Here is a 13263-nt window from a genome sequence, read left to right as displayed (position 1 = left end):
GCAATTGTGCCGCATTGGCGCCCGCAGTGCACGCGGGCGCCGTTTGAACGGTCGTTACTTCTTGAAGCGCAAGGTCAACGCATCGGCCACGGCCGGGTGGACGAACTTGCTGATATCGCCGCCCAGTGCGGCGATTTCGCGGACCAACGTCGACGAAATGAACGAATAACGCTCCGAAGGGGTGAGAAACAGACTCTCCACATCCGGGGCCAACTGGCGGTTCATGTTGGCCAACTGGAATTCGTATTCGAAGTCCGACACCGCACGCAAACCACGCAGGAACACATTGGCGTTCTGCTCTTTGGCGAAATGCGCCAGCAGCGTCGAGAAGCCGACCACTTCCACGTTCGGCAGGTGTTTGGTGACCTCGCGAGCCAGTTCAACCCGTTGTTCCAGCGGGAACAGCGGATTTTTCTTCGGGCTGGCGGCGACCGCAATGATCACGTGATCGAACAGGCGCGAGGCGCGTTCGACCAGATCGCCATGGCCCTTGGTAATAGGGTCGAAGGTACCTGGGTACAACACTCGGTTCATCGCGTCGTCCTGGCGGGAGTCCGTTGGGGAGTCGGATGGTATCGCAGCCGTCCCGGTCGGCCAAGTCGCCTTTTGGGTAAGAAAGCACTATAGACGATAGGAATAATCCGCTTTTTCATGGGTTTTTCAGCCGATCGGCGAGGGACGTCGCCAATTGTGCGGTGAGACCATACACCGACAACTGCGGGTTGGCGCCGATGCTGGTGGGGAACAGCGAGCCATCGTGAATCGACAGATTGCTCAGTTGATGATGGCGGCCGAGGCTGTCGGTGACGGCGGTTTTCGGTTCTTCACCCATCGCACAGCCGCCCATGACGTGGGCGCTGCCCAGCCGTGTGCGATACAGCTCCAGGCTCAAGCCATCGATCAGCGTGCGCGCCTCGGCCAGGGTTTTCACGTAGCGGGCGTCGGCATGCATTGGCATCACCGCTTTGGCGCCGCCGGCGAACTGGATCTCGGCCATGCTGTGGAAGGCGCGGCGCAGGCCTTCCCAAGCGTAAGGCGAAACCTGGTAATCGAGCACCGGCGAGCCGTCGCCGCGCAATTCGACGCTGCCGCCCTGGCTGTCGGGGTGAAAGCCGTCGCGCAACAACGCCAGCATCGCGTGGGTGTGCGGCAGATCGGCCATGTGCTCGGCGTTCTGCTGGCCAAAACCACCGAGTAAAGTCGCCGCCAGCGCCGGGTGCAGCGGTGGCACTTCGAGCTTGTAGCCCATCGGCCCGGTCGCCCCGTCTTTCCACTGGAAATAGTCCGAGTAGATCGACTGTGGCGCGCCGTAGAACGGGTTGATCACCTCGTCGAAGCGTCCGGCGGACATGTTCACCAGATGCAGAAACGTGCGTTTGCCGAGGGTTTTATGCGGATCCGGCGCATCCGAACGCAGCAATAATGCCGGGCTGTTGATGCCGCCGCCGGCCAGCACGTAATGCCGCGCCTTGACGGTGATTTTGCGGCCGGTCGGTTCGACGCAGCGCTCGTCCATGGCCACGCATTGCAGGCCGGTGATTCTATCGCCGCTGATCAGCAGCTTTTCCGCTCGGGCCAGATAGAGCAACTCGCCACCCTTTTCCAGCGTCGCCGGAATGGTCGTGACCAGCATCGATTGCTTGGCGTTGGTCGGGCAGCCCATGCCGCAGTAGCCGAGGTTCCAGCAACCGCGCACGTTGCGGGGGATCACGTGCCAGCTATAACCGAGTTGCTCGCAGCCTTTGCGGATCACGTCGTTGTTGGCGTTGGGCGGAACCATCCACGGCGCGACGCCGAGGCTCTGCTCCATCTTTTCGAACCACGGGGCCATATCTTCGGCGCTGTGGCCTTTCACGTTGTGCTCTTTGGCCCAATGTTCCAGGGTCGGTTGCGGCGTGCGGAAGCTCGAGGTCCAGTTGATCAGCGTCGTGCCGCCGACGGCGCGGCCCTGCAGGATGGTGATCGCGCCATCCTTGCTCATGCGGCCGATGCCTTCCTGATAGAGGCTGCTGTAGGCCTGGTCTTCGAGCATTTTGAAGTCGGAGCTGGTTTTCAGCGGGCCTTCTTCGACCAGCAGCACTTTATAGCCGGCGGCGCTGAGGATTTCTGCCGTAGTGCCGCCGCCGGCGCCGCTGCCGATGATGGCGACGTCGGCTTCGAGGGTCAGGTCGTCGGTCAGCTGGGCGCCGTTGTAGGTTTTCCAGCCTCGGGCGAGGCCTTCGCGGAACGGGTCGGGTACGGGCATGTTCAGGCTCTCTTGTTTTTGTTGTTCTTGCGGGCCTCTTCGCGAGCAGGCTCGCTCCCACATTTGAAATGCAATCCCTGTAGGAGTGAGCCTGCTCGCGATAGGCGCGACTCGGTCTCAGACCGCAGGCGGGCCGGGATAGCCGCAGTGCGCCCAGGACTCGGCGCGGGTGTACCAGGCCATCATCACCATTTGCTGCAAGGAGCTATGGCCCATGCGCAGCAGGTTCAACGAACTGTTTTGCCAACGGTCTAGGAAGTGACGCATCGCTTCGGGACTGGCGTTTTCCCAACTGCCCCAGATCCCGGTGAGCGGGCCACGGGTCACGGCCATGCCCAGCACGTCGAACAGTTGTCGGGTGAGTTTGAGCATTTCCGGCGACAGGTGATCGAGGCTGTAGTCCAGCGACTTGAGGGTGCCACCCACCGCGTCCGGCATCTTCTCGGCGACCACGGCGCCATCAAGCATCACCGGAATCAGCGCGCGCAGAAACAGCAAATCGCCGTCGCGCAAAGTCACGAAACCATTGGCCGCGACGCTCGACGAACAGCCGCTGAGGCTGGCGCCGAGACCGGCGGTGGCGAGGAAAGCCGTGGCGCCGAGGCTGAATTTCAGCAGGCCACGACGTGACAGTGCAGGTGTATCGGTCAGGCTTGGGTGCATTGTTTTTATTACCCGGCGGCGATGACGAATATTTAGCGGATGAACAGCTTCTGGATCAGTTTCTGAATCGATTTTCCGTACGGCGGGTAAATCAATCTGGCCGCGTTGAAGCGCTGTTTAACCAGCACGCCTTTGGCTTTGCTGAACGTCAGAAAGCCTTCGTGACCGTGGTAATGACCCATGCCCGAAGCGCCGATGCCGCCGAAGGGCATGTCGTCTTGCGCCACATGCAGCAGCGTGTCGTTCAGGCACACGCCGCCGGAATGGGTTTCGTGCAGCACGCGGTTCTGTTCGCGTTTGTCGTAGCCAAAGTAGTAAAGAGCCAGAGGACGTGGCCGCTGATTGATGTAAGCAAATGCTTGCTCCAGATCCCGATACGGCACGATCGGCAGCAGCGGGCCGAAGATTTCGTCCTGCATGACGGTCATGTCGTCGCTGACATTCAGCAGCACGCTGTGCGGCATGCGTCGGCCCTGACCCTGATCGAACAGCGGAATCAGCAGCGCGCCTTTGCTGGTGGCATCGCTGACGTAGCCGTTGAGCCGCGCCAACTGGCGTTCGTTGATGATTGCGGTGTAGTCGGGGTTGTCGGTGAGGGTCGGATAGAAGCCCTGCACGGCCTGGCGATAGGCTTCGACGAAGCCACCGATGCGGTCTTCCGGGACCAACACGTAATCGGGGGCGACGCAGGTCTGCCCGGCATTGAGGGTTTTGCCGAAGGCGATGCGTTCGGCGGCATCCTTCAATGGCACGTCGCGGGAGACGATGGCCGGGGACTTGCCGCCCAGCTCAAGAGTGACCGGGGTCAGGTTCTCCGCCGCTGCGCGCATTACGTGTTTGCCGATGCTGGTGGCGCCGGTGAACAACAGATGATCGAAGCGCAAACGGGAAAACGCGACTCCGATATCGGCTTCGCCGAGCACCACGCAAACCAGATCTTCGGGGAAGATTCGCGCCAGCAACTCCTTGAGCAACAGGCCGGTGGCCGGGGTCGATTCGCTGAGTTTGAGCATCACCCGATTGCCCGCCGCCAAGGCGCCGACCAGCGGGCCGATGGCCAGATAAAGCGGGTAATTCCACGGCACGATGACGCCGACCACACCCAATGGCTGATAAACCACTTTCGCTGAAGCCGGCTGGAATGCCATGCCGACCTTGCGCCGCGAAGCTTTCATCCAGCCCTTGAGATGACGGCTGGCGTAGTGAATGCCGTGCAGGCTTGGCATCAGTTCGGCGAGCAGGGTTTCGTCGGCGCTGCGATGGCTGAAGTCGGCGCTGATCGCCTCGATCAAAGCCTGACGCTCGTTGCTCAGCAAGTCGCGCAGTGCCTTGAGCCATTGCTGGCGCTGGGCGGCGGGTGGCATCGGGTTGGCGGCATACGCAGCCCGTTGCGCCGCGAACTGCCGATCAAGCGCTTCCAGGGGCAATTGCAGCGTCTGCAGGTAGGCAATGTCGGCAGTCATGGTCGGCTCCGTATTTATTGTAGTGAGGAACTTTTTAGAGTCTATGCTCTAGAAAGTCAATCAACATCCATGCACAGCAGTGTTTTATCCATTTCCGGTTAGGTCGTAAGATGCCCGTCAACGCACTCTGAATTAAAGCCCAAGCCATGGCCCCACGAATAAAAACCAGCGAGCGTATCGTGCTGAACAGCCTCGAGCTGTTCAATCAGCAGGGCGAGCGCAGCATCAGCACCAATCACATTGCTGCCCACATGGAGATTTCTCCGGGCAACCTGTACTACCACTTCCCCAACAAGCAGGCGATCATCGCCGTGTTGTTCAGTGAGTACGAAAGCCTTGTCGACAGTTTCCTGCGCCCGCCGCAGGGGCGCGCCGCGACCGTTGAAGACAAGCGCTTCTACCTCAAGGAACTGCTCTCGGCGATGTGGCGTTACCGCTTCCTGCACCGCGACCTCGAGCACTTGCTCGACAGCGATCCGGAACTGGCCGCGCGTTATCGGCGCTTTTCCCAGCGTTGTGTGATCCAGGGCGCGGCGATCTACGAAGGTTTCGTGGCGGCCGGGATCCTCGACATGGATCGCGTGCAGATCGAATCGCTGACCCTCAATGCCTGGATCATCCTGACCTCCTGGGTGCGCTTTCTGTGCACCACCCGGGAAAACTCCAACCACCTCAGCGAGCAAGCCATTAAACGTGGCGTGTATCAGGTGCTGGTGCTGGAAGCCGGATTTGTCACCGAGCAGGCGCGCGAGCAGGTCAATGCGCTGTTCGAGGAGTTCTACGTGCCACTGGCCCAGGCCCTCGAAGATGTGAAGTAAACCGTTCCGTTGAAATCCCACAGGAGCCCGTTATGCCGATTGCGCAACTGATCAGCCCCAACGCACTGGATGCCCGCAAGGAGCAGCCCGGGCTGGTGATTCTGGATTGTCGTTTTGCCCTCGAAGACCCGGACTACGGTCAGCGCAGCTATGCCGAAGGGCACATTGCCGGGGCGAGTTTTGCCGATCTTGAGCGTGACCTCAGTGGCAAAGTGGTCAAGGGCGTGACCGGGCGTCATCCGTTGCCTGAGCCGGCAGAGCTGATCGAGCGTCTGCAAGCCTGGGGCATCAATGCCGACAGCGACGTGGTTTTGTACGACGACGGCCCGGGAGCCTATGCGGCCCGAGCATGGTGGCTGCTGGCGTGGCTGGGCAAGCGCGACGGTGTGTTCATTCTCGACGGCGGACTCAAGGCGTGGCATGCAGCTGGCCTGCCGCTGAGCCTGGATGCGCCGACCGTCACCCGTGGCCATTTCAGCGGCCAGTCAGACATGAGCCTGTTGCTCAGCGCCGAACAATTGCAGCAACGTCTCGGCCAACCCGAACTGACCCTGATCGACGCCCGGGCCTTGCCGCGATTCAAAGGTGAAGTGGAGCCGATCGACCCGATTGCCGGGCACATTCCCGGCGCGCAATGTGCGGCGTTTACCGACAACCTTGGCAGTGACGGGCGATTCTTGCCGGCCGATCAGCTCAAACAGCGCTTTGCCGCGAAGCTGGGCGAGCGCTCGCCGTCAGAACTGGTCGCGTATTGCGGCTCGGGCGTGACGGCGTGCCACAACCTGTTTGCACTATGCCTGGCGGGGTATCCGTTGGGTTCGCTGTATGCGGGGTCGTGGAGTGAGTGGATCAACGAGCCGTCGCGCGGAGTCGCTACCGGCGAGTAATCACCACACCCTTGTGGGAGCGAGCCTGATCAATCATGACGTCAGGCCTGCCAGCCACTGCGGGATGCGCCGTTCCAGGTAATAACCCGGCTGGCGCAACGAGCCATCGACGAAGCCGACGTGGCCGCCGCGAGCCTGCAGTTCGAATTCGGTGAGGTCTGACAGCTCGCTGGCCTGGGGCAGGCTGTGCGGAAACACGAAAGGATCGTCCGCCGCTTGAATGATCAGGGTCGGCGTGCGGATCTCACCGAGAAAATACCGGCTCGAGGCGCGACGATAGTAATCCTCGGCATCGGTAAAGCCGTGCAGTGGCGCGGTGACCCGGCCATCGAAATCCCAGAACGTACGCATGTTCTCCAATGAGCCGAGCGCTGCCAGTGCGGCTACACCATCATCGCGGCCGTCGTGCTGGAACTGGCGTTGCTTGTTCTTGATGTAAGCGACCATCTCGCGCATGAAATGCGCTTGATAGACCCTGGAAAATCCCTGACCAATCCGATCCGCGCACTGGTCGAGGCGAAACGGCACCGACACTGCCACCGCACCGCGCACGCCGCTGGCACTCCCGGTCTCGCCCAGATGCTTGAGCAACACATTGCCGCCAAGGGAATATCCGACGGCATACAGCGGTGCCAACGGACGCTTCGCACGCAGGTGGCGGATGGCTTCGGCGAGGTCTTCGCTGGCGCCGGAGTGATAACTGCGCGGCAGCAGGTTCGGTTCGCCCGAGCAGCCGCGCCAGTTCAATGCAACACTGGCCCAGTCTTGCGCGGCGAGCGCGGATTGGATGCCGGCAACGTAAGGTGAGTTAGAAGAACCGGTCAGTCCATGCAGCACCAACACCAGCGGAGTCTCGGCGCTGTGCGGGCCATGCCAGTCGAGGTCGAGGAAATCGCCATCATCAAGCCACAGACGTTCGCGCTGACGATCAAGGTGAACGGTTTTGCGCCACAGCGGCCCCCACAAGGTTTGCAGGTGTGGGTTACCCAGGCCGAAGGCCGGTGCAAAGCGGGGGCTGGGAACAGGGTTCAGTGACTGCACGGCAAATCTCGACAGGTCTTGCGCAAAGCGGCAGGTGCTTCAGGCATCTGCCGCTTTTGTGTGAAAGAACCTAACTTGCCACAAAGCCTGCTTCGGCGCGACACATGCTCTGGGATGACGTGCCGGGCGGTGTCGGCGCGGGGGCGGGTAGCGCCTGCTGCTCGACGGTGGCCCCGACTGTCACCACGCGCCAGCGGTCGGCGGCCAAATGCCGATTCAGCGCCTCATGGATTTGTTTGAGTGTCAGGCGTTGCACCTGTTGCACGGTGAAGTCGAGGTCGAGTGGCAGATCATGGCGATTGATTGTCACCAGTTGCTTGAGAATCTGCCTGTTGCTGGAGCTGTTCAGTGCACTCCTGTTGGCGACTTGAAGCTTGACCTGATCGAGCTCCTGTTGTGTCGGCCCGTCGCGCAGGTAGTCACTGAACAGCGACCGGGTCAACGCCAGCGTAGCCTGGCTGAATGCTGGATTGACCTGCAGGGAAATGGTCAGCAAACCCGCCGTGGCCCAAGGGGCGTTTTCTGAATAGACGTCGTACACCAGCCCGCGCTTTTCCCGTAGTTCGCTCATCAGTCGGCTGTTAGTCGTGCCGCCAAAAATCAGGTTGGCGGTGTACAGCGCGGCATAGTCCGCATGGCTTCGCGACACGCTGGGCTGGGCGAGTATCAGGTTGATCTGGGTCAGTGGCTGTTCCTCGTGCAGGGTTCGTTCGGTGCCAACGGGTTTGTGCCCGGGCATTGGCATGACCGCGGTGCCTGCAGGCATGACCGGTAAGGCGTTGCTGATTTGCAGACTGATCGCCTTTGCCTGCGCCAGCGTCAGGTCACCGACCAGGGTGATTTGCGCCTGACTGGCGCTGTAGAAACGCTGGTGGAAATCTTTTACCTCCGTCCCGGTCAGCGCCTGCAACCCTTGAACCGTGCCATAGAACGGCAGCGAGTAGGGGCCGTACGGCGCGAGCAGTGTCTTGACTAGATGCTCTGGCGAATTTCCTGCATCCTGCGCGGCGGAAGTGAGGCTGTCGCGCAGCTCGATTTTCACCCTCTTCAGCGCATCGTCGGTCAGTGTCGGCGCGCCGAGAATCTGCGAAAACAGCTGCAACGCCGGAGCACGTTTCTGTTCATCGCTCAAGCTGCGCAAAGCCAATGTGGCGCGGTCATGATCGATGTTCATGTCGAGTTGCGCGCCCAGACCGTCAAAGACTTCAACGATGGCGGACAGGTCTTTGCCCGGTATACCTTCATTGAGCATGCTGAACGTGGCGGCGGCGAGGCCCGGCGTGTTGCCATCTCGCGCGCTGCCTGCGGCGAAGCTGACATGCAGATCGAACATCGGCAGCTCTGTGGTGCGGATGAACAACACTTTGGTGCCGGTCAGGGTTTTCCAGCCTTTGATCGACAGTGCTCGCGCAGTGCCGGCGACAGGAACCGGCCCCAGTAGCGATTGCAGACGTGGCGCGGGGTAATTTGCCGGCGCGACCGTCACGGTATCTGCCAGCGTTTGAAAGCCCGTCAGGCCTGCTACGATTCCCAGCCCGAGCAAAACGCCCCTGGCCTTCCGAAGGCCATTATTCATGAGCCGCCTCCGCCAATACATGCGCAACCGTCAGGCGTTCGCGGGTCAAAAACGTTGACGCCGCCTGCTGGATGTCAGCCGGTGTCACCTGTGCTAGCTCGTCTGAGTCCTTATCCATCAACTGCCAGGGCAGGTCGATACTCGCCAATGTGGCCAGCTCGTGGGCCTGCTCGACGATGGAGTCTTGTGTATAGATCTGTCGGGCAATCAATTGAGTGCGTGCGCGCTCCAATTCTTCGGCTGTCGGCGGGTGGGCATGCAGTTCTTCAATCAGTTGCCAGACCCGTGCCTCGGCCGCGTCCAGATCGTCAGCGTGGGCGCTGGCGAGTTCGGCCGTCATGAATAGAAGACTGTCGCCGCGTGTGAGCGCGTCATAAGAAGTACTGACGTCGCTGAACAACTGTTCGGTGAATTCCAGGCGTTTTTTCAGGCGTGCACTTTGTGTCCCTCCCAGTAATGCGTCGATCAGGCGCAGGGCGTGTACAGATCGCCGATTTTCGGCGGTGGCAAGCCCCGGCACGTTAAAGGCCATGATCAGTTGGGGGGTCGGGACGGCCAGAGACAGCGTCAGTTTGCGCTCACCTGCCTGTGCCAGCTCAGTGGGCCGTAGCAGGCGAGGAGCAGGGTGCGCTGGCAAGGGGCCAAAGTGGCGCTGCGCCAACCGTTTGACCTGATCGAGCGTCACATCACCGACAACCACTAGCGTGGCGTTGCCAGGTGAGTAGCGGAGCGCATACCAGTGGCGCAGATCGTCGGCATTCAAACGGTGCAGGTCATGCATCCAGCCAAGAATCGGTGTGCGATAGCTATTGGCCAAATGCGCCACACCGGTCAGACGCTCCAGTGCCAGATCATGGGGGTCATCGTCGGTGCGCAAGCGCCGTTCTTCGCGTATCACCGCCATTTCCGGGGTCAAGTCCGAGGTGCGCAAGTGGGCGGTCGACATCAGATCGGCCATCAACTCGAATGCCACGCCCAGATACCTGGGTGCCAGGGTTTGGTAATAGGCGGTGGCATCTTTGCTGGTGAAGGCGTTTTCCCGGGCACCGAGTGTTTGCAAAATGGCCGAGGCCTCGCCGGCGCAGGTTTTGCTGCTGCCTTTGTAGAGCATGTGTTCGAGTGCGTGGGAGATTCCGCTCTGGCCGGGCGCCTCGTCGGCAGAGCCAACCTTGAACCAGAGTTGTGAGGTCACCAGCGGTGCACGATGGTCTTCGCGCACAAGCACGTTCAGACCATTGTCCAGGGTGAATTGATGAGTCGGTGGGGGTGCGGCGGCCAGGGACATCAGTGGCGCCAGGCAAAGAATGAGCAGCATCCTGCTGCATAACGTATCCATACATGAATCGTCCGAAGTGGTTAACGCAGATTGCGGTAACCACTTTGGCGAGATGCGAGGAGCGATGTGCGGTATCTATTTATTGCTGATGCATTGAGCGCACATCAAACCCGGGATCAGGCGCTGCGTTGCCACAACGCGTAATACACGCGCCCGGATTTCTGTTCGCGGTGCAAGCGCCAGTTGGCCGGGAAGCCGAGGGTCGATGGTGCCGTTTCGCTTTCGGTATACACCCAGGCGTCGTCGGCCAGCCACTGACGCTCTTCGAGCAACGTGCACACGGCTGGCAGCAGGTTCTGGTTGAACGGCGGGTCGAGGAATACCAGGTCGAACGGCGTAGCGGTCTGGGTTTCCAGGTAGCGCAGGGCGTCGGCAGTCTGCACCTGACCGTTGGTGCAGCGCAGCGTGCCGAGGTGCTCTTTAAGGCTGGAAACCGCGATATTGCTGGCGTCCAGCGCCTGCCCCATGGCCGCGCCACGGGACAAAGCCTCGAGAAACAGCGCGCCGCTGCCGGCGAACGGGTCAAGGACCTTGGCGCCGGCCACGTAGGGTGCGAGCCAGTTGAACAGGGTTTCACGCACGCGATCCGGCGTCGGGCGCAGGCCCGGGGCGTCGGGGAAGCTCAGCTTGCGGCTGCGCCATTCGCCACCAATGATGCGTAACTGATTCACGCCGTTATGCACGTTTTGCGCAGGTTTTTTCGGTGCTCGAGTAGCCATTAATGCTCCGGAACCCCGAGCGGTTGCTCGGCAGGTTTATCAGATGGGGCCGGTAACGGCTTTTGCGGCACGGTCGGGCCAGCGGTGACGATGACCATTTTGTCCGTGCTCAAGTGTTTGTTCAGCGCGTCGCGGACTTGTTCCACGGTCAGGCTCTGGGACTCACGCATGAAGTCATCCAGATAACTCAGCGGCAGATTGTAGAAGCCCATGGCGCCGAGTTGGCCGACGATGTCGGCGTTGCTCGCGGTGGACAGCGGGAAGCTGCCGGCCAGTTCGCGTTTGGCGTCGTCGAGTTCTTTCTGGGTCGGGCCGGTTTTCAGGTAATCGGCGAGAACGTCCTGCACCAGTTTCAGGGTGCCCTCGCTCATTTCCGCGCGGGTTTGCAGGTTGATCATGAACGGGCCACGGGCCTGCATCGGGCTGAAGCCGGAGTACACGCCGTAGGCCAGGCCACGCTTCTCGCGCACTTCGCTCATCAGGCGCGTACCGAAACCGCCGCCGCCGAGGATCTGGTTGCCCATCGACAGTGCAGCGTAATCCGGGTCGTCGCGATCGATGCCCAGTTGCGCGAGCATCAGGTTGGTTTGCTTGGACGGAAACTCGATGTGGCCAACGCTGGCTTTCGGCTCTTGCGGCTGAGCGATCTTCGCCAGCGCCGGACCCTTCGGCAGGGCGGCGGACACCTGATTGGCAATCGACTCGGCATCGGCGCGGGACAAGTCACCCACCAGCGCGATCACTACATTGCCCGCCGCGTAGGCCTTGGCGTGGAACTCGCGCAGCTGTGCCACGGTGATTTTCGGCACACTTTGCGCACTGCCATCACTCGAGTGCGCGTAGGGGTGATCGCCGTACAAGCGCTTCATCAGTTCCAGACTGGCGAGTTTGCCGGGGTTCTGTTTCTGGTATTCGAAACCGGCGAGCATCTGATTCTTGATGCGTGCGAATGAGTCGGTCGGGAAGGTCGGTTTGCCGATCACTTCCGAGAACAGTTTCAGCGCGGGTTCACGTTGTTCGGTGGCACTCAGGCTGCGCAGCGAAGCCAGCGCCATGTCCTTGAAGGCACCGTTGCCGAAATCTGCACCAAGACCTTCGAAACCCTGCGCGATGGCGCCGACGTCCTTGCCCGCAACGCCTTCGTTGAGCATCGCGTTGGTCAGTACTGCCAGACCCGGCGCATTGCCGTCCTGACTGCTGCCGGCAGCGAAAATCAGGCGCATGTCGAACATTGGCAACTCGTGGGCCTCGACGAACAGCACCTTGGCGCCTTCGGCGGTGTTCCAGGTCTGCACGTCAAGCTTGCGGCTGGCCGGAGCCTTGCCGTCGAGTTCGGCCAGCGATTGCAGTTTCTGGCTGGACTTGGCGCTGTCCAGCGCTTCGCTGGCGTCGGTTTTCGCGCCGGGAGCCAGATAAAATGCGGCGGAACCGATGACCGCTACGGCGATCAGGCCGAGCAACAGGCGTGGGGTCTTGCGCTTACTCATGAGTCGTCTCCAGTGGCAGGACGTGGGCGACGCTGAGACGTTCGCGGGTGAAATACAGCTTGGCGGCGTTCTGGATGTCTTGCGGGGTTACGCTTTCCAGATCGGCGAGCTCGGTGTCCATCAGTTTCCATGACAGACCGACCGTCTCCAATTGGCCGATGGCAGTGGCCTGGCTGGTGATCGAGTCACGCTCGTAGACCAGGCCGGCAATCACTTGAGCCCGCACGCGTTCCAGCTCTTCGGCGGACGGTGCGGTGGTTTTCAGTTGTTCCAGCAGCTTCCAGAGACCGGCCTCGGCTTGCGCCATGGTCTTTTTCTTCTGGGTGTTCGGCGTCGCCGACAGGGTAAACAGACTGTCGCCACGGGTGTAGGCGTCGTAGCTCGACGAACCGCCGGACACCAGCTCTTCGCCGCGCTCCAGTTGGGTCGGGATGCGACCGCTGTAACCGCCGTCGAGCAGCGCCGAAATCAGGCGCAGGGCGTTGACCGAACGTTTATCTTCAGCAGTGGCGATGCTTGGCACGTTGAAGCCGAGCATCAGGCTAGGCAGTTGCGTCTGCACATGCAGGGTGATCTGCCGTTCGCCGGGTTCGGCCAGTTCCAGCGGTTGTTTTGCCGGTGGCACGTCGCGTTTGGCGATCGGTCCGAAGTAACGCTGGGCAAGGGTTTTAACTTCATCCGGCGTGACGTCGCCAACCACCACCAGCGTGGCGTTGTTCGGCACATACCAGGATTGATACCAGTGGCGTAGCTCTTCGACCTTCATCCGGTCCAGGTCAGCCATCCAGCCGATGGTCGGCGTGTGGTAGCCGCTGGCCGGGTAGGCCATTGCCTTGTAGCGCTCGTAGGCCTTGGACATCGGTTTGTCATCGGTGCGCAGGCGGCGCTCCTCCTTGATGACTTCGATTTCCTTGGCGAACTCGTCGGCCGGCAGGCGCAGATTGGCCATGCGGTCGGCTTCCAGTTCGAAGGCCACACCCAGACGGTCGCGGGCCAGTACCTGGTAATAAGCGGTGAAGTCGTGGCTG

General features: G+C 61.2%; 12 protein-coding genes. 2 read left to right on the top strand and 10 right to left on the bottom strand.

From position 1 onward, the window contains the following. Window positions 1-54 precede the first annotated feature (54 nt). The 4 genes from coaD to ACIOVB_RS19040 form a co-directional block, all read right to left on the bottom strand. Window positions 55-534: a pantetheine-phosphate adenylyltransferase gene (gene coaD / locus ACIOVB_RS19055; protein ID WP_003229157.1), complete on the bottom strand. Its 480-nt coding sequence runs from the start codon at window positions 532-534 to the stop codon at window positions 55-57. Window positions 535-649: 115 nt separating this feature from the next. Next, the gene (locus ACIOVB_RS19050; protein WP_401270314.1) at window positions 650-2245 is read right to left on the bottom strand and encodes a GMC family oxidoreductase N-terminal domain-containing protein; all 1596 of its coding nucleotides are present in this window, start codon (window positions 2243-2245) and stop codon (window positions 650-652) included. A gap of 117 nt (window positions 2246-2362) precedes the next feature. Further along, complete coding sequence (locus ACIOVB_RS19045; RefSeq protein WP_401270311.1) at window positions 2363-2908, bottom strand: twin-arginine translocation pathway signal protein; 546 nt, start codon at window positions 2906-2908, stop codon at window positions 2363-2365. Window positions 2909-2940: 32 nt separating this feature from the next. Beyond that, window positions 2941-4371, bottom strand: coding sequence for a coniferyl aldehyde dehydrogenase (locus ACIOVB_RS19040; RefSeq protein ID WP_401270309.1), 1431 nt, complete (start codon window positions 4369-4371; stop codon window positions 2941-2943). A 146-nt stretch (window positions 4372-4517) separates the two neighbouring features. Here ACIOVB_RS19040 and ACIOVB_RS19035 point away from each other — a divergent pair, with 146 nt between their 5' ends. After that, window positions 4518-5189, top strand: coding sequence for a TetR/AcrR family transcriptional regulator (locus ACIOVB_RS19035; RefSeq protein ID WP_187679053.1), 672 nt, complete (start codon window positions 4518-4520; stop codon window positions 5187-5189). A gap of 32 nt (window positions 5190-5221) precedes the next feature. Further along, window positions 5222-6076 (top strand): sulfurtransferase, encoded by an 855-nt coding sequence (locus ACIOVB_RS19030; RefSeq protein WP_187679052.1) that lies wholly within the window; start codon window positions 5222-5224, stop codon window positions 6074-6076. Between the two features lie 33 nt (window positions 6077-6109). On the opposite strand, the gene ACIOVB_RS19025 is transcribed toward ACIOVB_RS19030, so the two are convergent. The 6 genes from ACIOVB_RS19025 to ACIOVB_RS19000 all read right to left on the bottom strand — a co-directional run. Continuing rightward, entirely contained in the window at window positions 6110-7108 is a 999-nt protein-coding gene (locus ACIOVB_RS19025) for a hydrolase (RefSeq protein ID WP_401270361.1), read from the bottom strand. A 79-nt stretch (window positions 7109-7187) separates the two neighbouring features. Next, window positions 7188-8693, bottom strand: a complete 1506-nt coding sequence (locus ACIOVB_RS19020) for a M16 family metallopeptidase (RefSeq protein ID WP_401270307.1) — start codon at window positions 8691-8693, stop codon at window positions 7188-7190. Next, complete coding sequence (locus ACIOVB_RS19015; protein WP_401270305.1) at window positions 8686-10029, bottom strand: M16 family metallopeptidase; 1344 nt, start codon at window positions 10027-10029, stop codon at window positions 8686-8688. Before ACIOVB_RS19015 ends, ACIOVB_RS19020 begins: the two co-directional genes overlap by 8 nt. A gap of 116 nt (window positions 10030-10145) precedes the next feature. Continuing rightward, window positions 10146-10748, bottom strand: coding sequence for a 16S rRNA (guanine(966)-N(2))-methyltransferase RsmD (gene rsmD, locus ACIOVB_RS19010; RefSeq protein ID WP_401270302.1), 603 nt, complete (start codon window positions 10746-10748; stop codon window positions 10146-10148). Beyond that, window positions 10748-12235, bottom strand: coding sequence for a M16 family metallopeptidase (locus tag ACIOVB_RS19005; protein ID WP_401270299.1), 1488 nt, complete (start codon window positions 12233-12235; stop codon window positions 10748-10750). Before ACIOVB_RS19005 ends, rsmD begins: the two co-directional genes overlap by 1 nt. Further along, on the bottom strand, window positions 12228-13263 hold a 1036-nt coding region (locus ACIOVB_RS19000), incomplete at its 5' end, for a M16 family metallopeptidase (protein ID WP_401270296.1). The genes ACIOVB_RS19005 and ACIOVB_RS19000, both read right to left, overlap by 8 nt.

Origin of the sequence: Pseudomonas sp. NPDC087639, from assembly GCF_044743385.1 — a bacterium.
In the GTDB taxonomy this organism is placed as follows: Bacteria; Pseudomonadota; Gammaproteobacteria; order Pseudomonadales; family Pseudomonadaceae; genus Aquipseudomonas.
This window is presented reverse-complemented; position numbering and strand designations above follow the sequence as displayed.

Bases quoted from the DNA above. Each gene is read 5' to 3' on its own strand.
- rsmD (WP_401270302.1), bottom strand. From the start codon at position 10,748: ATGGCTACTCGAGCACCGAAAAAACCTGCGCAAAACGTGCATAACGGC.
- coaD (WP_003229157.1), bottom strand. From the start codon at position 534: ATGAACCGAGTGTTGTACCCAGGTACCTTCGACCCTATTACCAAGGGC.
- ACIOVB_RS19030 (WP_187679052.1), top strand. From the start codon at position 5,222: ATGCCGATTGCGCAACTGATCAGCCCCAACGCACTGGATGCCCGCAAG.
- ACIOVB_RS19040 (WP_401270309.1), bottom strand. From the start codon at position 4,371: ATGACTGCCGACATTGCCTACCTGCAGACGCTGCAATTGCCCCTGGAA.
- ACIOVB_RS19050 (WP_401270314.1), bottom strand. From the start codon at position 2,245: ATGCCCGTACCCGACCCGTTCCGCGAAGGCCTCGCCCGAGGCTGGAAA.
- ACIOVB_RS19015 (WP_401270305.1), bottom strand. From the start codon at position 10,029: ATGGATACGTTATGCAGCAGGATGCTGCTCATTCTTTGCCTGGCGCCA.
- ACIOVB_RS19035 (WP_187679053.1), top strand. From the start codon at position 4,518: ATGGCCCCACGAATAAAAACCAGCGAGCGTATCGTGCTGAACAGCCTC.
- ACIOVB_RS19005 (WP_401270299.1), bottom strand. From the start codon at position 12,235: ATGAGTAAGCGCAAGACCCCACGCCTGTTGCTCGGCCTGATCGCCGTA.
- ACIOVB_RS19020 (WP_401270307.1), bottom strand. From the start codon at position 8,693: ATGAATAATGGCCTTCGGAAGGCCAGGGGCGTTTTGCTCGGGCTGGGA.
- ACIOVB_RS19045 (WP_401270311.1), bottom strand. From the start codon at position 2,908: ATGCACCCAAGCCTGACCGATACACCTGCACTGTCACGTCGTGGCCTG.